The following is a 21,550-nucleotide window of genomic DNA, read 5'->3' as shown; positions in this document are numbered from 1 at the left end:
CCGAACTAGCCCGACAGCCTGTTTCGGAGGCGGCAGATGAAGATCGCGATTATCGGCGGCGGACCGGCCGGTCTCTACGCCGCGATCCTCTTGAAGAAACAGCGGCCCCAGGCCGAGATCACGGTCTATGAACGCAACCGCGCCGACGACACTTTCGGCTTCGGAGTAGTGTTCTCGGACGCGACGCTCGACAATTTCGAGAAATACGATCCGCCGAGCTACCGCCGCATCACGCAAGAGTTCGCCTATTGGGACGACATCGCCGTGCATTTCCGCGGCACCGTCCATCGCGTCGGCGGCAACGGTTTTTGCGGCTGCTCGCGCCGGACGCTGCTGATGATCCTGCAGGAGCGTGCCCGCGAACTCGGCGTGACGCTGCTATTCGAGACAGACATCGACGACGAAGCGCGGTTTGCCGATGCCGATCTCATCGTGATCGCCGACGGCATCAACAGCCGCTTCCGCGACAAGCATATCGACCACTTCCAGCCGCAGATCGATCTGCGCTCCAACAAATTCGCCTGGATGGGCTCGACCAAGCCGCTCGATGCCTTCACCTTCATCTTCCAGGAGACCGAGTGGGGGCCGTTCATCGCGCACGCCTATCAGTATGAGGCGGGCCGCTCGACCTGGATTTTCGAGACCGATGCCGAAACATTCCAGCGGGCCGGGCTCGAAGGCCTGAGCGAACAGCAATCCGCCGATCGGATGGCCGAGATTTTCGGCTGGTTCCTCGACGGCCATCCCCTGCTGATCAACCGCTCGATGTGGCGCAATTTCCCGATGATCCGCAGCCAGCGCTGGGTCAAGGACAACATGGTGCTGCTCGGCGACGCCAAGGCGACCGCGCATTTCTCGATCGGCTCCGGCACCAAGCTCGCGATGGAAGACGCGATCGCGCTGGCGGACGCCATGGCGCAGGCGTCGACCGTCGACGCTGCGCTGCAGACCTACGAGCACGGCCGGCGCGAGGAGGTCGAGAAGACCCAGCACGCCGCCGACGTGTCGCTGGTCTGGTTCGAACATGTCGACCGCTTCTGGGATTTCGATCCCGTGCAGTTCGCCTTCGGCGTCATGACCCGCGCCAAGGCGATCACCTACGATAACCTCACGCTGCGCGCGCCGGAGTTCGTCCGCGAGGTCGACACGGCCTTTGCAAAGCAGGTGTGCGCCAAGGGCTTCGACGTCGATGTCGATAAGCCGGTCGCACCGATGTTCCAGCCGCTGAAACTTCGCGAGATGGAGGTGAGGAATCGCGCGGTGGTCTCGCCGATGTGCATGTATTCGGCGAAGGAGGGGGTACCTACCGATTTCCATCTGGTGCATTACGGCTCGCGCGCCATCGGCGGTGCCGGCTTGATCTTCACGGAGATGACCTGCGTCGGCCGCGATGCCCGCATCACGCCCGGCTGCACCGGTTTGTGGAACGACGAGCAGCAGGCGGCATGGACGCGGATCGTCGATTTCGTCCACGCCAATTCGGCAGCAAAGATCTGCCTGCAGCTTGGACATGCCGGCCGCAAGGGCGCGACCAAATTGATGTGGGAGGGAATGGACCGGCCGCTGGAGCAGGGCGGCTGGGACACGATCTCGGCATCGCCATTGCCTTACTTCCCCGACAGCCAGGTGCCCCGCGAGATGGATCGCGCGGCGATGGACCGCGTCAAGCAGGAGTTCGTTGCGGCGACCTTGCGGGGGGAGGCCTGCGGCTTCGACATGCTGGAGCTGCACTGCGCCCATGGCTATCTGCTGGCGAGTTTCATTTCGCCGCTGACCAACAATCGCACCGACGAATATGGCGGTTCGCTCGCCAACCGGCTGCGCTATCCGCTGGAAGTGTTCGAGGCGATGCGCGCGGCATGGCCGGCGCACAAGCCGATGTCGGTGCGCATCTCCGCCACCGACTGGGTTACGGGCGGCATCACCGGCGACGACGCGGTGACGGTCGCGCGTGCGTTTGGGGAAGCTGGCGTCGATCTGGTCGATGTCTCCACAGGCCAGACCGTGCGCGACGCGCAGCCGATTTACGGCCGCATGTTCCAGACGCCGTTCTCCGATCAGGTCCGGAACGAGGCCCGGGTCGCGACCATGTGCGTCGGGAACATCACCACCGCGGATCAGGTGAACACGATTTTGGCCGCTGGCCGTGCCGATCTGGTCGCGCTGGCCCGGCCGCATCTGGTAGATCCGTCCTTCACGATGCGGGCGGCGGCCTGGTATGGCGCCGATATCGCCTGTCCGCCACAATATCTGCCGGGCAAGGAACAGATCTTCCGCAACAGCGTGCGCGACCGTCAGGATTTCGAGGACCTCAAAATTAAGGGTAAGCCGAAAACCCGGGCCGAGCTGAAAGCCGAGGCGACAAAGCCGCTTGCAGCCGAATAGGCCGGATGGCAGGCTTGCTCGATCCCTCCCTCTCCCCGCAAGCGGGGCGAGGTGGAGGAAGAGAGTGGAGTAAAGCGCATGAAGGCGATCATCGTCGGGGGCGGCATCGGAGGCCTTACCACTGCGCTGATGTTGCGCGGGCGTGGCATCGACTGCGAATTGTTCGAGCAGTCTGAGAGCATCCGCGAGCTCGGCGTCGGCATCAACACGCTGCCGCACGCGATCCGTGAATTGACAGCTCTCGGTCTGCTCGACCGACTGGATGCCGCTGCCGTTCGCATCGATCAATTGTATTATCTCAACCGTCATGGCCAGGAAGTCTGGCGCGAACCGCGCGGGCTCGACGCCGGTCACGACGTGCCGCAATTCTCGGTTCATCGTGGCCGCCTGCAAAGCGTGATCCACCGCGCCGTCGAGGAACGGCTCGGGCCTGAGGCAATCGACACCGGTTGCCGTCTCGGTTCGTTCGCGCAGCACGAGGGCGGCGTGGTCGCGCATTTTTTCGATCGCACCGGCGCGCACGTTAAGACTGCGCGCGGCGATATTCTGATCGGCGCCGACGGCATTCATTCGCGGGTGCGCGAAATGCTGTTTCCGGACGAGGGGCCGCCGTGCTGGAACGGTTTGATGCTGTGGCGCGGTGCGCGTGATTGGCCGGCGTTCCTGACTGGCCGCTCGATGATCGTGGCCGGCGGGCTGAATGCCAAGGTCGTAGTGTATCCGATTGCCGAAGGATCGAGCCCCTCAAGCCGGCTGACCAACTGGGCGGTCATGGTGAAGATCGGCGAGGGTAATTCGCCGCCGCCGCGCCGCGAGGACTGGTCGCGGCCCGGCAAGCGCGAGGAACTGATGCCGCATGTCGAGCGGTTCAATGTGCCCTATGTCGACGTGCGCAGCCTGATCTCGGCGACGCCGGAATTCTACGAATATCCCTGCTGCGACCGCGATCCTCTGCCGTACTGGACCTGGGGCCGGGTGACGCTGCTCGGTGACGCCGCGCATCCGATGTATCCGGTCGGCTCCAACGGCGCCTCGCAGGCAATCCTTGACGCCCGCGCGCTCGCCGATGAACTGGCGCGAGCTGAGCATCCGCGCCAGGCGCTGGTGGCCTATGAACAGAAGCGCTTGCCGATGACGGCGGAGATCGTGCGCGCGAACCGCCGCGGCGGCCCCGAGGGCGTGATCGACGCGGTCGAGCAACTGGCGCCCGATGGCTTTACCGACATCGAGAAGGTTCTGAGCCACGCCCAGCGCGAGGCAATCGTGCGCGGCTACGCCTCCAAGGCCGGTTTTGCGCCGCCGCCGCTTGGGTTGGCCGCGGTGCGGGCGTAGGAAACTCGCGTAGCCCGGATGGAGCGAAGCGCAATCCGGGGTTCGATCAGCAGCGGCAGCGGTCCCGGGTTTCGCTGCGCTCCACCCGGGCTACGGAGTAATCCCTCACGCCCCCGGAGGCGGCGGCAGGAAGTGGATGTTGTGCTCGGCGGCGAGCGCCACCACCGCGTCCGGCTTCTGCTCCTTCATGTTATGGATCGCCCAGAACAGATCGTAGAGCCGCCGCGTCGGCGACACCCAGAACAGCGTCTTGGCGGTGCGGCCGGACTTGTTGAAGATGCCGTGCGGCTTGCCCATCGGCAGCCGCACCAGATCGCCGGGCGTGGCTTGTGTCTCGGCGCCGTCGAGGAAGAAGTCGAGCTGGCCCTCCAGGATGTAGAGATATTCGTCCTGGTCGGGATGAATATGCGGCGGCACGAAGGTTTCGGGCGGGAACGTCGCATGCCATGAGAAGGAATGTTCGGTGACGCTTTTAGGCACATAGGTCTGGCCGAGGATGCTCCAGGAGATTCCCTGGATGCCCTCATTGGCGCGCGTGATGCCGGCGATTTCGGTTTTCATGGTGTCGCTCCCTCTCGATTACTATTTGCCAGCCGTGCAATCCTTGGCGTACCGGTCGCCATAGTTCGAAAACACCTTCTCGACGATCTCGGTCTGGAATTTTCCATCCGGGCGTTTCGCCACCTTGGTCAGATAGAAATTCTGGATCGGGTAGCCGTTGACGTTGAACTTGAAGTCGCCGCGCAGCGAGGTGAATTCGGCCTTTTTCAGCGCGGCCGAGACGGCCTCCTTGTTTTTCAGATCGCCCTTCACGGCCTTCACCGCGCTATCGATCAGCATGGCTGTATCATAGCCCTGCATGGCGTAGGTGCCGGGCACACTGTTGTAGGCAGCCTCGTAGCTGGCTACGAATTTCTTGCTCTGCGGATTGTCCATGTTCGGCGCCCAGTTGGCGCCGCCGAACATGCCGACGGCGGCGTCCTGCTGCGCGGGCAGGGTGGATTCATCGACGGTGAAAGCTGACAGCACTGGAATCTTGTCGGCGAGGCCGGCCTGCCGGTACTGCTTGACAAGGCCGACGCCCATGCCGCCCGGCATGAAGGTGAACAGCGCATCGACCTTGGAAGAAGCGATCTTGGTCAGCTCGACCTGGAAATCCAGCGTGCCGAGCGGCGTGTAGCTTTCCTCTGCGATCTCGCCCTTGTAGTCGAGCTTGAATCCGGCCACCGAATCCTTGCCGGCCTGATAGTTCGGCACCAGCACATACATGCGCTTGTAACCGCGGTCCTGCGCGACCTTGCCGAGGATCTCGTGAACCTGGTCGTTCTGGTAGGAGGTCACGTAGAAGAACGGGCTGCACTCCTTGCCGGCATAGCTCGATGGCCCCGCGTTCGGGCTGATCAGGAACGTCTTGTTCTCGGTCACCGGCCGGTGAATGGCCTGCAGGATGTTGGAGAAGATCGGTCCGACCACGAAGTCGACCTTCTCGCGTTCGAGCAGGCCCTTGGCCTTGGTCACGGCGCCATCGGGCTTGAGTTCATCGTCGACGACAACGACCTCGACGTCCTTGCCGGCCATCTTGCCGCCGAGGTCCTTGATTCCGAGTTGCAGGCCGTCGCGCGATTGCTGGCCGAGGACGGCCGCCGGGCCGGACAAGGTCGTGATCACGCCGATCTTGATTTTCTCCTGCGCTGCGGCCGGTGCGGCAACACCCAGCAAGACGGCAAGTCCGGTCAGTTTCAACGACTGCTTCATGATTATTCCTCCGTTCGGCCTTTGCCGCCGAAACCCACGCTACACCCAATGCTCGGATTGCAGCTTATTCTGACGGCGACGGCACCTGCAAGCAGAACGCGTCCCTGCAAGCCACCATGCAAGCCATGCGCCAATTACTTGAAACCTAAAGAAATCTGGGCAATGATCCGAGAAGCTGCGCTCTGTTCGATCGCCGAACGCCCAAGCCGGACAAGATTTGCATTATGATCCTCGATTCAGAGACCAAGGCCGTCGAGCTCCCGGAGCATCATGGCGACGAACTCAGGCTGTGGCTTCGCCTCCTGACCTGCACGACCCTGATCGAGGGCGAGGTGCGCAGCCGGTTGCGCGAGCGCTTCGACGTCACGCTGCCGCGGTTCGATCTGATGGCGCAGCTCGACAAGGTGCCGGAGGGCATGACGCTATCAGATGTCTCCAAGCGGATGATGGTCTCGAATGGGAACGTCACCGGGCTGGTCGAGCGCCTCGTCGAGTCCGGGCATCTCGACCGCCGCACGTCGGACGCCGACCGCCGCGTGCAGGTGATCCGCCTGACCAAGGTGGGGCGGGCCGAATTCCGCAAGATGGCGGCGGAGCACGAATTGTGGATTGCCGATGTCTTCGGCGACCTGACGCCGAAGGACGTTCGCGAACTGATGCGCCTGCTGGCGAAGACCAAGGCTTCGGCGCAGAAATCCGCCAAGGCGCGAGCGGGCTGAGGCGACGCTTCGGCTGAAGCAGCTAGCCGGACGCTAGTTCATCGCGCGCAGGGTCGCTGACGGCGTTTCACCGAACTTGGCACGATAGGCGCTTGCCATCCGGCTGAGATGGGTAAATCCAAGCTCGAATGCGATATCGGTGATGCTGTCGTCAGGGGATGCGGCGGTCAATCTGGCGTTGAGATGCGCGAGCCGGATGTCGCGCAGCATCTCCGAGATCGATGTTCCGAAATGGCGTTGGAAGCCGAGCTGCAGCGCGCGGATACCCGTGCCCGCGGCTTCGGCCAATTGTACAAGGTCGAGCGGCTCGTCCGCATGCGCATGGAGAAACTCGCGCGCCCGCCGGAGCGGCTGCGGCAGCGCTTCGGCCCGGCCGCCAAATCGGTCGATCGCATCGCTGGCGCTGTGGTGCTGGCCGTGAAGCAAGGCAGCCGACAGCGTCTCGCGCATATTGGCTGCCGCGATTGGCGAAAGCCGTCGTTGCGGTCCGAGGCGCTCGGCGAGATCGACGAACTCCAGAATCTGCGACTGCAGCGCTCGGCCGCCCGTGGAGGCGAGATCGACCGCGGGCTCGAACTCGACCGCGCACGCCGGCCGGCCCGACAGCGCCGCAGCCCGTTGCTCCAGGAGGCGGCGGTCGACCAGCAGAATGAGCTGGGCGCAATTGCCCAGCCAGGTCATTCGTGTGGGAATCGTCGGCGACAATAGCGAAGCGCTCTCACCGGGAGCGGCTGCGATGTCGCGCGCCGCCGTTTGGATCCGCGCCGAACCATGCACGGGGATTTGCAATAGGAAGAAGCGCTCGAGACAACCGGGGTCGATCGTCACCGACCCGCCATAAGCGACGTAGTTGACGGAGAAGCCGCCAAAGACCGCACAATTATGGAGTGCGAAGAATTCAGGCGATGATCGCGTGGTGGGCTTCAATTCATGCGGGCAAAAGATGCGCCCGACCGCATCGGCGGCGTCGTCGACGCTGTCGGTCGAAACGTGGTTGAACGCCGCCAGTCGGACGGCGGGGTCATGCTCTGGAACGCTGGAAGCCCTCGCCACGGCCCGGCCCTTTGCATTTATTTGAAGCCTATAATATCGGCGCGGGCCTCTATTGGAAAGGCGTTTTGTTCGCGTTTGCCTGCCTGGTCCGGAGGCAAGAGCCGTTTTTTCGCGCCGCAACAATCAAAAATTTCGGTTCGCGGACGACGGATTCGTTTTCTGGCTAGACGGTCGGGTCGCCGGGCCGCAACCTGCGCGAACGAGTTCGACACCAAGAACCACCAACCGCGACAGAGGAGATGGCGACATGGCAGCTCTCGAAAAAGGCATCACCGCCAGCGGCACGGGCTACGGCGGCAAGACCTGGAACATCCTGGGTCAGGTCTACTTCCCCAAAGCCGTGACCGACTCAACCTTTGCCTTCGAGACCAACAGCGAGCCCGGCCAGTTCGTGCCGGTGCACGTCCACCCGACGCAGGATGAATTCATCCTGGTGCAGGAGGGTACCCTCGATCTCAAGCTCGACGGCGTCTGGGTGCAGGCCAAGGCCGGCGACCTCGTTCGGATGCCGCGCGGCATTCCGCATGGCTACTTCAATAAATCCGACAAGCCGGCGCGTGCGCTGTTCTGGGTGTCGCCGATGCAGAAGCTGGAGGCGCTGTTCAACCAGCTCCACAATCTGACCGATCCCGAAGAGGTGGTTCGGATCTCGGCGCAGCATGAAGTGAATTTCCTACCACCCGAGGCGAACGAATAGTTCGAAAGAGCGCAAAGGAGCGGCGCTGGATTCGCAAATGCGCCGCTCCGGTGAGCCCATCCTTGCTGGAGACGTTGTCATGATCACGCGAAAACATGTTTGTATCGTCGGCGCCGGCGTATCGGGGCTCGCGGCGGCAAAAGCCTTCGCCGCGCGCGGACATCGGATCACGATTGTCGAACGCAGCGGCGATCTCGGTGGCGTCTGGGAGCCGGCGCGGTCCTATCCCGAGGTGCAAACGCAAAGCCCGAAGGATCTCTATCGCTATACCGACAAGGCGATGCCGGATTCCTATCCGGAATGGCCGAAGGGCCCGCAGGTCCACGCCTATCTCACCGAGTACGCCAAGGACAATAATCTCCTCGGCGCGATCCGCTTCCACACGGCCGTGCTGCAGATGGATCGCCGGCCCGATTCCGCGCCCGGCTGGCGGCTCGGGCTGCGGGGGCCGGATGGCGGCGTCGGTCACGAGGATTTCGATTTTGTTGCTGTTTGCACCGGGCAGTTCAACGAGCCCCAGACGCTCAGCCTGCCCGGCGAAGAATCGTTCAAGGCGCAGGGCGCGCGTATCCTGCACTCCTCGCAATATAACGATCCTGTCATCGCCAAGGGCCGGAGGATCGTCGTGCTCGGCGGTTCGAAGTCGGCAACCGACATTGCGGTCAACGCGGTCAATTCCGGCGCGGCCGAAGTGACGATGGTATATCGCGAGCCGGTGTGGCGGATTCCCTATTTCATCGGCGGCCTGGTCAATTTCAAACGCATTCTCTACATCCGCGCACAGGAGGAAATGTTCCGGAGCTGGGGCATCGGCGCGATGTCGCGGTTCGCGCATGCGGTCGCAAAGCCGTTCATCTGGGCCAACTGGCGTGGACTGGAGAGCCTGCTGAAAGTTCAGCTCAAGCTCGGCAAATGCGACATGGTGCCGAAAGAGCGGATCGAAGACGGCGTCAACTGCTCGGTGCCGATCGCCACGCCAGGATTCTTTCCGATGGTTGCCGACGGCCGCATCAAGGCCGTCAGAGGCAGCTTTGAGCGCTACGACGGAAATTCCATTGTGATGACCGGCGGGCAGCGCGTTCAGGCCGACGTCGCCGTGCTCGCGATCGGCTACAAACTCGGCGTGCCGTTCCTGCCGCAGGCGTACCGCAACAAGCTTGTCGATCCCGACGGGCAATACCGGCTGTATCGGCTGATCGCCAATCCGGACCTGCCCGAGATGGGATTCGTCGGCTTCAATTCCAGCTTCTGCACGGTTTTGTGCGCAGACCTCGCCGCGAACTGGCTGGTGCGCTACGCCGATGGCCAGCTCGCCCGTCAGCCGACGCGCAAGGAGATGCAGGACAACATCGAGATGATGCTGCATTTCAGGCGCGTCGAGCGGCCGGCGGCCGGCGTGTATGGCGGGCTGTGCGTGGCGCCTTATCACTTCAAGCATTTTGACGAATTGCTGGCCGATATCGGCGTGTCCGGACGCCGGGCTAATCCGCTGGTGGAGAAATTTACCCCGCCCGATGCCGCGGCCTATGGCCGCTTCCTGGCCTCGGCGCCGGCCTATCGCGCAGCCTGACGGAGGGCGGGTTCCCACCGCGCTGCCGCCGTCAGGTTGGGGGGCGGGCAGGCGTGATTCCGCACTTGCGAAAAATTGTTTTAAGCCTAAAATGATTTGCGAGACGGCGTTGCCGGGCGTCCTCGATATTGATCTCGAGCCTTTCATTGATGGAAGCGAGGGGAGATGTGAATGTCAGGTAGAACTCCCAGCCGGACCCCTGGTTCGTCCCTTGGCCCGTCGGGCCATATCGATGACTTTGCGCGGCGAAATCTGCCGCCGTCCGAACAATGGCCGGATCTGTTGCTCGACCGGCCCGAGTTTCAATATCCGGAATATCTGAATGCCGCGGTCGAACTGACCGACCGTATCGTCGAAAAAGGCTGGGGTGATCGGATCGCGCTGATCGGCAACGGCCGCCAGCGCACCTACAAAGAACTGGCTGACTGGTCCAACCGCCTCGCGCATGCGCTGGTGGAGAACTACGGCGTCAAGCCCGGCAACCGCGTCCTGATCCGTTCCGGCAACAATCCGGCGCTGGTCGCGGCATGGCTTGCGGCGACAAAGGCAGGCGCCGTCGTCGTCAACACCATGCCGATGCTGCGCGCCGGCGAGCTGAGCAAGATTATCGACAAGGCCGAGATTGCGCTGGCGCTGACCGACAGCCGCATTGCCGATGAGCTGGTCGCGTGCGCGAAGACAAGCAAGTTCCTCAAGCAGGTCGTGAGCTTCGACGGCACGTCCAACCATGACGCCGAACTCGACCGGGTAGCGCTGAACAAGCCGGTAAAGTTCGAAGCCGTGAAGACGGGACGCGACGACGTCGCCTTGCTTGGATTCACCTCGGGCACCACGGGCGAACCCAAGGCGACAATGCATTTCCACCGCGACCTCATGATCGTGGCGGACGGTTACGCCAAAGAAGTCCTCAACGTGACCGAGGACGATGTTTTCGTCGGCTCGCCGCCGCTGGCCTTTACCTTCGGGCTCGGCGGGCTCGCGATCTTCCCGTTGCGGTTCGGTGCAACCGCAACGCTGTTGGAAAACGCGTCGCCGCCCGAAATGGTCAAGATTATCGAGACCTACAAGGCGACGATCTGCTTCACCTCGCCGACGGCGTATCGCGCGATGATGGCCGCGATGGACAACGGCGCTGATCTGTCGTCGCTGCGGATTGCAGTCTCCGCCGGCGAAACTTTGCCGGCGCCGGTGTTCGAAAACTGGACCCGCAAGACCGGCAAGACCATTCTCGACGGCATCGGCTCGACGGAACTGCTGCACATCTTCATCACCAACCGCGTCGGTGACGCCGTCGCCGGAACGACCGGGCAACCGGTTTCCGGCTATGAGGCGAAGGTCGTCGACGACAGCATGAACGAATTGCCTGATGGTACCGTCGGCAAGCTTGCGGTGCGCGGGCCGACCGGCTGCCGCTATCTGGCCGACAGCAGGCAATCGAACTATGTGCGCGACGGCTGGAATTTGACAGGCGATTCCTTCGTCCGCGACGCGAATGGACGGTTGTCCTTTGTCGCCCGCTCGGACGACATGATCGTCTCTTCCGGCTACAACATCGCAGGTCCCGAAGTCGAGGCGGCGCTACTGTCGCATCCTGCCGTCGCCGAATGCGGCGTGGTCGGCGCGCCCGACGAGGCGCGCGGCATGATCGTCAAGGCTTACGTGGTTCTGGCCGGCGGCGCTGCTGCCGATGCCGCGCTAACGCAGGCGTTGCAGGATCATGTCAAGCAGACCATTGCGCCCTATAAATATCCGCGCGCAATCGAATATGTCGCGCAACTGCCGAAGACCGAAACCGGCAAGCTGAGGCGCTTTGCGCTGAGGCAGATGGCGTCGGCCGGAGCCGCGTCATCGCCTGATGTCGCTGCGGAGTGAATGCTTTGAATTGGACGAAGGAGAACAGCCGGTGACCGCCCCCAAAGGCCCCACGCTGAGCGTGGTGCCTAATCCCAAGTCCGATACCTCGTCATCCGGCCCGCAAGTGCTGCAGCCGAGCGGTTGGCCGATGCCGAAAGGATACGCCAACGGCATGGCGGCCGACGGCCGTCTCGTGGTGACTGGCGGCGTGATCGGCTGGGACACGCAGGGCCGCCTGGCGCCCGATTTCGTCGCGCAGGTGCGTCAGACGCTCTCCAACATTTCCGAGATTCTTGCCGCGGGCGGCTCAGGACCTCAGCATCTCGTGCGCCTGACCTGGTATGTCGTCGACATCGAGGAATATCTCGCGAGCCTGAAAGAACTCGGCCGCGTCTATCGCGAGATCTTTGGCGCGCATTATCCGGCAATGGCGCTGGTGCAGGTGGTGCGACTGGTCGAGAAGGCGGCGCTCGTCGAGATCGAAGCTACCGCAGTGGTGCCGCGCTGAAACCCGCTTATCGGGTGTCGTCCTAGAGCTCCGTTCTCAGCTTCCAGAGTTCCGGAAAAAGCTCGACCTCGAGCATCTTGCGCAAGTAGGAGACGCCCGATGTGCCGCCGGTTCCGCGTTTCAGGCCGATGATGCGTTCGACCGTCGTGACGTGGTTGAAGCGCCAGCGGCGGAAATAGTCTTCGAAATCGACCAGCTTTTCCGCAAGCTCGTAGAGCATCCAGTGTTTCGCCGGCGACGCATAGACGGTCTTCCAGGCCGCCAAAACCTCGTCGTTTGGCGTGCGCTTGACGCGCCAGTCGGTTCGGCGTGCGTCTTCGCCGATGTCAAAACCATTGCGCGCCAGCAGCAGCAGCGCCTCGTCATAGAGGCCTGGTTCAGCGAGAATTTCCTCGAGCTTGGCCGTGATGTCGGGGCGGTGCGCGTGCGGGCCAAGCAGCGCCAAATTGCGATTGCCGGCGAGGAACTCGATCGCGCGATACTGGTACGACTGGAAACCGGAGGACTGCCCGAGCTGATCGCGAAACTCGGAGTATTCGCTGGGTGTCATCGTCCGCAACACGTCCCAGGCGGTATTAAGCTGCTCGAAGATCCGGGCTATGCGCGACAGCATCTTGAAGGCGGGCTGCAACTGGTCGTGGCGGATCGCCTTGATGGCGGAACGGAGTTCGTGGATGGCGAGCTTCATCCAGAGTTCGGAAGTCTGGTGCTGGATGATGAACAGCAGTTCGTCATGCGCGTCCGAGAGCGGCTCTTGCGCGTCCAGAACGCGTTCCAGATGCAGATAATCGCTGTAGGACATGCGCCCGTCGAACGACATCTGGGCTCCCTCACGCGGGGCGTCGTCGGGCTTGCCAGTCATGTTACGAGCGCCTTTTTGCGGTAATCCGCGGTATCCCAGCGGCGATTGGTCAAGACGTCGGCGATGATTTCGACTGCCGCGCGAACCTCGGCTTCTCCGATATAGAGCGGCGTAAAGCCGAAGCGCATCATGTCCGGCGCACGGAAGTCGCCTATCACGTCGCGCGCGATCAGCGCCTGCATGATCGCGTAGCCATCCGCGTGACGAAACGAAACCTGGCTGCCGCGCTGCTTGCCGTCCCGCGGCGAAGCCAGCGTCAGCTCGGGACAACGTCCTTCGATTTCGCGGATGAACAGGTCGGCAAGCGCGATCGATGCATGGCGCACGTCGGTCATGCTGACGCCGTCCCAGACGTCGAGGGCGGCGTCGAGTGCGGCCATCGCAATGATCGGTGGCGTACCGATCCGCATTCGCTCAATGCCCGGCCCGGCCCGATAGTCGAGGTCAAAGGCAAAGGGCGCGTGATGACCCATCCAGCCGGAAAGCGCCGGCCGCGCCGTATCGGCGTGCTTTGGCGTTACATAGATGAAGGCTGGCGCGCCAGGACCGGCATTGAGATATTTGTAGGTGCAGCCGACTGCGAAATCGGCCTCGGCAGCTTCCAACTCGACCGGAAGCGCGCCCGCGGAATGCGCCAGATCCCAGACCGTCAGCACGCCGGCGGCATGCGCCCTGCGTGTCAGCGCGCGCATGTCGTGCAGCCGGCCGGTGCGATAGTCGACCTCCGTCAGCATCAGCACCGCGACCGTCTCGTCGATGGCGGCTTCGACGTCTTCGGGGGCCACGACCTTCAACGCGTAGCCACGGTCGAGCGATTCAAGCAGACCGCTGGCGATGTAGAGATCGGAAGGAAAGTTGCCGGTGTCTGACAAGATCACGCGCCGCGACGGATTGAGCTGGAGCGCCGAGGCCAGTGCCTGGTAGACTTTGATGGACAGCGTATCGCCCACGACCACTGTGCCGTCGGCAGCGCCGATCAACCGGCCGATGCGGTCGCCGACACGCCGCGGCTGCGTCATCCATCCGGCGACGTTCCAGCCCTTGATGAGGTGCTTGCCCCATTCCTCCGATATCATGCGGCCGACGCGATCGGCGGCTGCAACGGGCAGGGGACCGAGCGAATTGCCGTCCAGATAGATCAGGCCATCCGGGATGGCGAACCGCGATTTTGTTCGCGTGAAATCGGTCATGTCTTTCCTGGTCCGCGCCCCGCTGGAATTATTCGCGCTGATATCGATTATTTCAAGCTTGAAATTTATGGGCGCCAGGTGCGCTTCCCGGTATAGACTGGTTGCCTGCGGGTAGCGATCGGACATCCGCCCGGCCCACAAGATGAAATGGAAACCGAACCGCGTGATTTTTCATCAGATTTCCGACTGGGACGACGCCTATGCGAATGCTCCGAACATTCCGGGCGGCGAACGCTGGCCGGCGGCGTGGGTGCAACCCGCGCAGGCCTATCGCGACGCACTTCAGGGCAGCGGCCGCGCGACGCTCGATATCAGCTATGGCGAGGGCGCACGAAACCGCTTCGATCTCTTTGGACCGGAAGGCCGGCCAAAGGGCCTGGTCGTCTTCGTTCATGGCGGATTCTGGAAGGCGCTCGACAAGAGCTTTTGGTCGCATCTCGCGCGCGGATCGGTTGAAGGCGGCTATGCGGTGGCGATGCCCTCCTACACGCTGTGCCCGACTGTGCGCATCTCCGAGATCACGCGCGAAATTGCCGCGGCCGTCGAGCGCGCCGCCGCGATGGTCGAAGGCCCGCTTTTTCTGGCCGGCCATTCCGCTGGCGGGCATCTGGTGACACGCATGATTTCGGCGACGTCGCCGCTCCCGGACGATATCCGGGGGCGCATCAGCCACACCGTCTCCATTTCCGGCCTTCATGACCTTCGTCCGCTGATGAAGGCCGCCATGAATACGGACCTTCGGATTGACGAGGCCGAGGCGCTCGTGGAAAGCCCGGCGTTGCTGGAGCCGATGCAGAACGCACGCGTGACGTGCTGGGTGGGCAGCGCCGAGCGCCCGGAATTCGTCCGCCAGAACGCGCTCCTCGCCAACATCTGGACCGGGCTAGGCGCGAAAACCTGCATGATCGAGGAACCCGGCCGGCATCATTTCGATGTCATCGACGGGCTCGCCGATCCCGATCATCAACTCACCAGGACGTTGTTGTCTCCGTAGCCTGCTGAATTCCCGAAATGAACGGCGGGGCGCGGTGTGGCTTGCCACCAGGTGGTTCTGACCTGCCGATCATGTTGGCTGAAACGTCTGCACCGTCTGCCGTGCACCCAGGGCGTAGAGTTTGGTGAGCGCCTCGGTGACGGCGCTGCGCATGCGAGGATCGCTGCCAAGCGTACCGAAAATGGAATGCACCTCCAGCAGCGCGGGAGCAAGGCGCTCTGCGGATGGGCCGGCGCGCTCGGCGATATCAGCCAGCTCCCTGGCAAGCGGATCGCGCACGTCGATGGCGCGTCCTTGTTCGTCTTTTGCGGTGACGTAGCGCATCCAGCCGGCCACCGCGAGCGCATGCGTGTCGATCGAAAGGCCCAGCCGCAACCGGTCCTGGATGGTGGCGAGCAGCCGCTGCGGCAGTTTCTGCGAGCCGTCCATCGCGATCTGCCAGGTACGGTGATGCAGAGCGGCATTGGAAAAGCGCTGCAGCAGCGATGCGCTGTAGGCCGCAATATCGGTGCCTTCAGGCATCGCCAGCGTCGGCGCCGCATCGTGCATCACCTGTCGGGCAAGCGCCGCAAAGCGAACGTCCGTCATGGTGGAAGCGATGGTCTCATGGCCGGCGAGATAGCCGAGATAGGCCAGCGCCGAGTGACTGGCGTTCAGCAGCCGCAGTTTCATGTGCTCGAACGGCGTCACATCCGAGACCATCTGCACGCCTGCGGCCGCGAAATCCGGCCGTCCTGCTGGAAAGCGATCTTCGACGATCCATTGCGTGAAGGGCTCCGTCACCACCGGCCACGCGTCGGTCATGCCGAGCGCGGAGGAAACCTCTGATCGGTCGAGGTCGGTGGTCTCCGGTACGATCCGGTCCACCATGGTCGAGGGGAAAGCCACCTCGGCCTCAATCCATTTGGCGAGATTGCGCGATCGCAAGGCTGCGAACTGCGTCACGATCCGCCCGACCGTATGGCCATTGGCGGAGAGATTGTCGCACGACAGAACGGTGAAGGGGGCAGCACCCGCAATTCGCCGGCGCGCCAGCGCGGCCACCAGGAATCCGATCGCCGAGCGCGGCGTGCCCGGATTTTGCAGGTCATGAACGATGTCGGGATGATGCTCGTTCAGGTCGCCGGTTTGCGGCGTGTGACAGTAGCCCTTCTCGGTGACCGTCAGCGAGACGATGCGCGTGGCCGGATGGGTCAGGCGCGCGATCAAAGAGGCGGGTTTCTCGTTGGCAACTTCGCATGCGAGAACCGAACCGACGATCCGGTGATCGGTGCCCGCGCCGGAGCGAACGGCGAGCGTGTAGAGACAATCCTGCGGGGCGAGGGCATCGCGCGTGTCCGAACTGCGCAGGCTGGCCCCGACGATTCCCCAATCGGTGGCGCCACCGGCAAGAAGGTCGTCGATGACGACCGCCTGGTGTGCCCGGTGGAACGCGCCAATTCCGAGATGAACGATGCCCGGCGTGACGGCCGAGCGGTCATAGGCCGGGCGCCGGACCTGGCCGGGAAGCCGGGGAAGGGTGGCGTTCGAGAGGCGGAAATCGCCGTCTTTCGGGCTGGAACCGTGATTTTTCGGCGTTTCGCTTGACATGGGCGGCTCGATCTATCAATCTTTGGTCAATTGGTAAGGCCAATATTCCGATTTATTGGCGCTGGCCCAGTCAAAGCAAGAAAAATCGATCACGTAAGGGGATCGTCAGGGAGAGCTGAGCGTGCCGCTCGAAGCCGTCGAAGCGCGACGCCTTTATCGCCAGGTTGCCGATCAGCTCCGCGCTTTGATCGACAGCGGCGAATACCGCGTGGGCAGCCGTCTTCCGACCGAACGCGATCTTGCCGAACAGTTGAAGGTATCGCGGCCGACGGTACGCGAAGCACTGATCGCCCTGGAAGTCGAGGGCCGGGTTCGCATCCGCGTCGGCTCCGGAATTTATGTCAGTGAACCGGCGGCGCTCGCACAGCCCGTGCCGGCGGCGGCCGAGATCGAAGGCCCGTTCGAACTCTTGCGCGCGCGCGAATTCATCGAAGGCGCCATCGCCGAACAGGCGGCGCGGGTGGCGACACCTGAGAACATCGCGCACATCGACGCTTCGCTGGAAGCGATGGCCACCGTGCAGCACCCCGGCGAAGCCTCGATGATCCATGACCGCGCGTTTCATATAGCGGTAGCCGGATGTCTCGACAACGCCGTGCTGGTCCGCGTGGTCGGCGAGTTGTTCGACCAGCGGCTCAATCCCTACTTCGCCAAGCTCGCGCATTATTTCGAGAATCCGCAATCCTGGAATGCGGCGCTGGCCGAGCACCGTGCGATCCGCGACGCCATTGCCGCGCACGATCCGGATGCGGCGCGCGTAACGATGCGCGAGCACCTGGCGCGTTCGCAGGCCCGCTTTGCGCAAAATTTCGGAGCGGAAGCGTCGTCCACCTCCCGCGTCAGCGCAAGGAGCGGCTGAGCGAGAAGAATTCGAACGGCTCGGCGAAATGCCGGGTCGGTTGGGTAACAAAAGAAAATTGTAGCAACGGAGGAAATTCACGTGTTGAAGAAATTGACGATTGCATTCGCGGCGTCTGCCGCTGCGCTGCTGGCCGCGACCACATCAGGCATGGCGCAAGCCAAGCTGAAATGGGCCCATGTTTACGAAACCTCGGAGCCGTTCCACACCGCTTCCGTCTGGGCCGCCGGCGAAATCGGCAAGCGCACTAATGGGCGCTACCAGATCGACGTCTATCCGGCCTCGCAGCTCGGCAAGGAAACCGACATCAACCAGGGGCTCGCGCTCGGTTCGGTCGATATGATCATTTCCGGCTCGAGCTTTGCGGCCAAGAGCTTTCCGCCGATCGGCGTGACCTATTATCCCTACACCTTCCGCGACGCCGACCATCTGCTGGCCTACACCAAGAGCGACGTCTTCAAGGAGCTCGCCAAGGGCTACGAGGATAAGACTGGCCATCGCATCCTCGCGGTGACCTATTACGGCGTGCGCCACACCTCCTCGAACAAGCCGATCAAGACCTGCGCCGATATGAAGGGCCTCAAGATTCGTGTGCCCGACGTTCCTGCCTATCTCGCGATGCCGCGCGCCTGCGGCGCCAACACCGCACCGATTGCGTTTGCCGAGGTCTATCTCGCGCTGCAGAACGGCACGGTGGAGGCCCAGGAAAACCCGCTCACCACGATCGAGGCCAAGAAGTTCTTCGAGGTGCAGAAGCACATCGTGCTGACCGGCCACATCGTCGATCACCTCAACACTGTGATCTCCGGCGGACTTTGGAAGAAGCTGTCCGAGGAAGATCGCAAGATCTTCACCGACGTCGCGCAGGAAGCAGCCGCCAAGGCGACAGCCGAAATCAAGACCAACGAAGCCAAGCTGGTCGATTTCTTCAAGCAAAAGGGCCTGACGGTGACCGAGGTCAACAAGTCTGAGTTCCGCGACACCGTTCTCAAGACCGTGAGCTTCGAGAGCTTCGACTACCGCAAGGCCGACTGGGAGCGCATCCAGGCGGTGAAGTAATCGCCTAAGGCCTTCGTCCGTGCTTGCCGCGATTTTTTCACGGCAAGCACGGCGAGGCGTCCTGAAGGCCAGCTCGGGAGAGGGCGCAAGTCGATGGTTGAAGTGCACAAGCAGATCACGGCGGACGAGATCGCCCATACCTTCGAGGACGAGGTCCCCAAGGGCGCCGATCTCAGCGGATATGCGCCCGAGGACTGGCTGGCGCTGGTGATCTTCTGGATCATGGCGCTGTCGGTCTTCCTGCAGTTCTTCACCCGCTATGTGCTCAACGACAGCTATGCCTGGACCGAGGAGATCGCGACCTACTGCCTGATCGGCGTGGTCTTCATAGGCTCGGCGATGTGCGTGCGGCTGTCGCGGCACATCCAGGTCGATCTGCTGTTTCGTTACTTGCCGCATTTGCCGGCGCGCGCGCTTTCGACCGTGATCGATCTGATCCGGATCGCGTTCTTCGGCTATGCGATCACGCTGGTCTGGCAGTTCATCCAGATCATCGGCGACGAGCGGATGACCACGATCAAGTTTCAAAAGGGATTTGTTTATTACGCCGTGCTGCTCGGCTTCGCGCTGATGTTTGCACGCTCGATCCAGATCGCGGTCGAGAACTGGCGCCGCGGCTACTCGATTCTGGAGCGCCCCGGCGCCTTCGACGGAACGGAAGGGTAGGGCGATGCTGCTGCTGCTTGGGGGATTTCTGCTGCTGATGCTGGTCGGCCTGCCGGTCGCGCTGGCCATGGCGGTGTCGTCGCTGGTGTATATTCTCGTCACCGGCATCACGCCTGATGTGACGCTGGCGCAGCGCATGATCGCCGGCGTCGAGAGCTTTCCGCTGCTCGCGGTGCCGTTCTTCATTCTGGCCGGCAATCTCATGAACATCGCGGGCGTGACGGGCCGTATCTACAAATTCGCGGTGGCGCTGGTAGGCTGGATGCGCGGCGGCCTCGGCCACGTCAATATCGTCGGCTCCGTGATCTTTTCCGGCATGTCCGGCACGGCGATCGCCGATGCTGCAGGCCTCGGCACCATCGAAATCAAGGCGATGAAGGACCACGGCTACTCGACCGAGTTCGCCGTCGGCGTGACGGCGGCGTCCGCCACGCTCGGCCCGATTATTCCGCCGTCGTTGCCGTTCGTGATCTACGGCATGATGGCGAACGTCTCGATCGGCGCGCTGTTTCTCGGCGGCCTGATCCCCGGCGTGGTCATGACTTTGGCCATGATGGCGACGGTGGCCTATTTTGCCCACAAGAACGGCTGGGGTAGCGACGCGCCGTTCTCCTGGCCGCAGATCGGTTCGGCCGCTCTCGAGATCTTCATCGTCCTGGCGTTCCCGCTGGTGGTCTGGTTGCTGGTCGTCGGCGGGCTCTCGGTGAACATGGCGGTCGGCATCGGTCTCGTGGCGCTGCTGGCGCTCGACTGGTATTTCGATTTCTCCGCCGTGATGGCGCTGATGGCACCCGTGATCCTGATCGGCGGCATGACGCTCGGCTGGTTCACGCCGACCGAAGCTGCGGTCGCCGCCGTGATCTGGTCGCTGTTCCTCGGGCTGGTACGTTATCGCTCGATGACGCTGCAGACGGTGGCCAAGGCGACGTTCGACACCATCGAGACCACGGCCTCGGTGCTGTTCATTGTGACCGCGGCCTCGATCTTTGCGTGGCTGCTGACGGTGTCGCAGGCGGCGCAGACGCTCACCGACGTGATGCTCGGGATCACCCAGAACAAGTGGGTATTCCTGCTGCTGGCGAACATCCTGATCCTGTTCGTCGGCTGCTTCATCGATACCATCGCGGCGATCACCATTCTGGTGCCGATCCTGCTGCCGATCGTTCTGAAACTGGGCATCGACCCCATTCATTTCGGCCTGATCATGACGCTGAACCTGATGATCGGCCTGCTGCATCCGCCGCTCGGCATGGTGCTGTTCGTGCTTGCGCGCGTGGCGAAGCTTTCCGTCGAGCGAACGACCATGGCGATCCTGCCATGGCTGGTGCCGCTTCTGGTGGCGCTCGTCGCCATCACCTACATCCCGGAGCTGACGCTCTGGCTACCGAAATACATGGGACTCTCAAAATGACATCGATGGCTTTGGCCGCAACGCTGTTCGGCCCGGAAGATCTGCGCATGGTCGAGCGACCGCTCGATCCCTTGGCGTCGGGCATGGTGCGCATCCGTTTCGGCGCCGGCGGCATCTGCGGCTCCGACATGCATTACTATCGCCATGCCCGCACCGGCGATTTCGTCGTGACCTCGCCGCTCGTGCTTGGCCACGAGATCGCGGGCGAGGTGGTCGAGATCGCTGGCTCCGCGCCCGGCGTGAAGGTCGGCGACCGTGTCGCCGTCAATCCGTCGCGTTGGTGCGGCCACTGCAAGCCGTGCCGCGAGAACCGGCCCAATCTCTGCGAAAACATCTTCTTCATGGGCTCGGCCTCGAAGACCCCGCATATGCAGGGCGGCTTTGCGTCCTACTTCGACGCCGTTCCGGCGCAGTGCGTGAAGATTCCCGACCACGTCACGTATCAGGCGGCGGCGCTCGCCGAACCGCTGGCGGTGTGCCTGCATGCGGTCGCCCGCGCCGGCGACGTGGCGGGCAAGCGCGCCGTGGTGTTCGGCGCCGGTCCCATCGGGTTGCTGACCATGCTGGCGGCCCAGCGCGCAGGGATCGCGGAGACCACCGTCGTCGACATCGCGGCGGCGCCACTGGCCTTCGCGACAAGGCTCGGCGCCAACCAGGTCGTCGATATCTCCGGCGGCGAGGAGGCGCTGAAGGCGCAAGCCACGGCGCAGCCGTTCGATGTGGCGTTCGAAGTCTCGGGAACGGCGGCAGGCTTGGCAAGCGCCATCGGCGTCGTGAGGCGCGGCGGCGTCGTGGTTCAGGTCGGCAACCTGCCGGGTGGGCAGATCCCGGTGCCGGCGAATGCTGTCATGGCCAAGGAGATCGATCTCTGCGGCTCGTTCCGCTTCGGGACGGAATTCTTCACCGCGGTCGAGCTGATCGCCGATGGCAGCGTGGATGTGCTTTCGCTGGTAACGGCGCAACGGCCGCTATCGGTCGCGCCCGACGCGGTGCGGTTGGCGCTCGACCGCTCGCAGAGCGTCAAGGTCGTGCTGACGGCTTGAGTG

Annotated in this window: 19 protein-coding genes; 13 read left to right on the top strand and 6 right to left on the bottom strand. The window is 63.2% G+C overall.

What is annotated here, in order from left to right:
- Positions 1-36 precede the first annotated feature (36 nt).
- Positions 37-2,385, top strand: a complete 2,349-nt coding sequence (locus KIP88_RS01755; RefSeq protein ID WP_214486098.1) for a bifunctional salicylyl-CoA 5-hydroxylase/oxidoreductase — start codon at positions 37-39, stop codon at positions 2,383-2,385.
- A 78-nt stretch (positions 2,386-2,463) separates the two neighbouring features.
- Entirely contained in the window at positions 2,464-3,717 is a 1,254-nt protein-coding gene (locus tag KIP88_RS01750) for a flavin-dependent oxidoreductase (protein WP_214486097.1), read from the top strand.
- A gap of 105 nt (positions 3,718-3,822) precedes the next feature.
- On the opposite strand, the gene KIP88_RS01745 is transcribed toward KIP88_RS01750, so the two are convergent.
- Both KIP88_RS01745 and KIP88_RS01740 read right to left on the bottom strand, forming a co-directional pair.
- Positions 3,823-4,278: a cupin domain-containing protein gene (locus tag KIP88_RS01745; RefSeq protein ID WP_214486096.1), complete on the bottom strand. Its 456-nt coding sequence runs from the start codon at positions 4,276-4,278 to the stop codon at positions 3,823-3,825.
- A gap of 21 nt (positions 4,279-4,299) precedes the next feature.
- Positions 4,300-5,472 (bottom strand): ABC transporter substrate-binding protein, encoded by a 1,173-nt coding sequence (locus tag KIP88_RS01740; RefSeq protein WP_214486095.1) that lies wholly within the window; start codon positions 5,470-5,472, stop codon positions 4,300-4,302.
- Positions 5,473-5,696: 224 nt separating this feature from the next.
- Between KIP88_RS01740 and KIP88_RS01735 the strand changes: the two genes are divergently transcribed.
- Positions 5,697-6,191 carry a MarR family winged helix-turn-helix transcriptional regulator gene (locus KIP88_RS01735; RefSeq protein ID WP_214486094.1) on the top strand — a complete coding sequence of 165 codons (495 nt, stop codon included), beginning with the start codon at positions 5,697-5,699 and terminating at the stop codon, positions 6,189-6,191.
- A 33-nt stretch (positions 6,192-6,224) separates the two neighbouring features.
- On the opposite strand, the gene KIP88_RS01730 is transcribed toward KIP88_RS01735, so the two are convergent.
- Complete coding sequence (locus KIP88_RS01730) at positions 6,225-7,244, bottom strand: AraC family transcriptional regulator (RefSeq protein WP_308163167.1); 1,020 nt, start codon at positions 7,242-7,244, stop codon at positions 6,225-6,227.
- 247 nt (positions 7,245-7,491) lie between these two features.
- Here KIP88_RS01730 and KIP88_RS01725 point away from each other — a divergent pair, with 247 nt between their 5' ends.
- From KIP88_RS01725 to KIP88_RS01710, 4 genes are all read left to right on the top strand, one after another.
- Positions 7,492-7,941 (top strand): cupin domain-containing protein, encoded by a 450-nt coding sequence (locus KIP88_RS01725; protein WP_214486093.1) that lies wholly within the window; start codon positions 7,492-7,494, stop codon positions 7,939-7,941.
- Between the two features lie 79 nt (positions 7,942-8,020).
- Entirely contained in the window at positions 8,021-9,511 is a 1,491-nt protein-coding gene (locus KIP88_RS01720; RefSeq protein ID WP_214486092.1) for an NAD(P)/FAD-dependent oxidoreductase, read from the top strand.
- A gap of 171 nt (positions 9,512-9,682) precedes the next feature.
- The gene (locus KIP88_RS01715) at positions 9,683-11,383 is read left to right on the top strand and encodes a benzoate-CoA ligase family protein (protein ID WP_214486091.1); all 1,701 of its coding nucleotides are present in this window, start codon (positions 9,683-9,685) and stop codon (positions 11,381-11,383) included.
- A gap of 31 nt (positions 11,384-11,414) precedes the next feature.
- A complete protein-coding gene (locus KIP88_RS01710; protein WP_214486090.1) occupies positions 11,415-11,873 on the top strand; it encodes a RidA family protein in 459 nt (152 codons plus the stop codon).
- 22 nt (positions 11,874-11,895) lie between these two features.
- Here the strand turns inward: KIP88_RS01710 and kynA are convergent, their stop codons facing one another.
- Positions 11,896-12,735 carry a tryptophan 2,3-dioxygenase gene (kynA, locus tag KIP88_RS01705; RefSeq protein ID WP_249790455.1) on the bottom strand — a complete coding sequence of 280 codons (840 nt, stop codon included), beginning with the start codon at positions 12,733-12,735 and terminating at the stop codon, positions 11,896-11,898.
- A complete protein-coding gene (gene kynU, locus KIP88_RS01700) occupies positions 12,732-13,925 on the bottom strand; it encodes a kynureninase (RefSeq protein ID WP_214486089.1) in 1,194 nt (397 codons plus the stop codon). Before kynU ends, kynA begins: the two co-directional genes overlap by 4 nt.
- A 163-nt stretch (positions 13,926-14,088) precedes the next feature.
- On the opposite strand from kynU, the gene KIP88_RS01695 reads away from it, so the two are divergent.
- Positions 14,089-14,919, top strand: a complete 831-nt coding sequence (locus KIP88_RS01695; RefSeq protein WP_308163166.1) for an alpha/beta hydrolase — start codon at positions 14,089-14,091, stop codon at positions 14,917-14,919.
- A 69-nt stretch (positions 14,920-14,988) separates the two neighbouring features.
- Here KIP88_RS01695 and KIP88_RS01690 read toward each other — a convergent pair whose 3' ends face one another.
- Positions 14,989-16,509, bottom strand: coding sequence for a mannitol dehydrogenase family protein (locus tag KIP88_RS01690; RefSeq protein ID WP_214486087.1), 1,521 nt, complete (start codon positions 16,507-16,509; stop codon positions 14,989-14,991).
- A gap of 121 nt (positions 16,510-16,630) precedes the next feature.
- Here KIP88_RS01690 and KIP88_RS01685 point away from each other — a divergent pair, with 121 nt between their 5' ends.
- From KIP88_RS01685 to KIP88_RS01665, 5 genes are all read left to right on the top strand, one after another.
- Complete coding sequence (locus KIP88_RS01685; protein ID WP_214486086.1) at positions 16,631-17,368, top strand: FadR/GntR family transcriptional regulator; 738 nt, start codon at positions 16,631-16,633, stop codon at positions 17,366-17,368.
- A gap of 150 nt (positions 17,369-17,518) precedes the next feature.
- A complete protein-coding gene (locus KIP88_RS01680) occupies positions 17,519-18,427 on the top strand; it encodes a sialic acid TRAP transporter substrate-binding protein SiaP (RefSeq protein ID WP_249790494.1) in 909 nt (302 codons plus the stop codon).
- A 93-nt stretch (positions 18,428-18,520) separates the two neighbouring features.
- Positions 18,521-19,093: a TRAP transporter small permease gene (locus KIP88_RS01675; protein ID WP_214486085.1), complete on the top strand. Its 573-nt coding sequence runs from the start codon at positions 18,521-18,523 to the stop codon at positions 19,091-19,093.
- A 4-nt stretch (positions 19,094-19,097) separates the two neighbouring features.
- Entirely contained in the window at positions 19,098-20,504 is a 1,407-nt protein-coding gene (locus KIP88_RS01670) for a TRAP transporter large permease (protein WP_214486084.1), read from the top strand.
- Complete coding sequence (locus tag KIP88_RS01665) at positions 20,501-21,547, top strand: L-idonate 5-dehydrogenase (RefSeq protein ID WP_214486083.1); 1,047 nt, start codon at positions 20,501-20,503, stop codon at positions 21,545-21,547. Before KIP88_RS01670 ends, KIP88_RS01665 begins: the two co-directional genes overlap by 4 nt.
- Positions 21,548-21,550 lie beyond the last annotated feature (3 nt).

Origin of the sequence: Bradyrhizobium sp. SRL28, assembly GCF_018596315.1 — a bacterium.
In the GTDB taxonomy this organism is placed as follows: domain Bacteria; phylum Pseudomonadota; class Alphaproteobacteria; order Rhizobiales; family Xanthobacteraceae; genus Bradyrhizobium.
The sequence above is the reverse complement of the archived record's forward strand: the minus strand, read 5'-3'. Positions and strand labels throughout refer to the sequence as shown.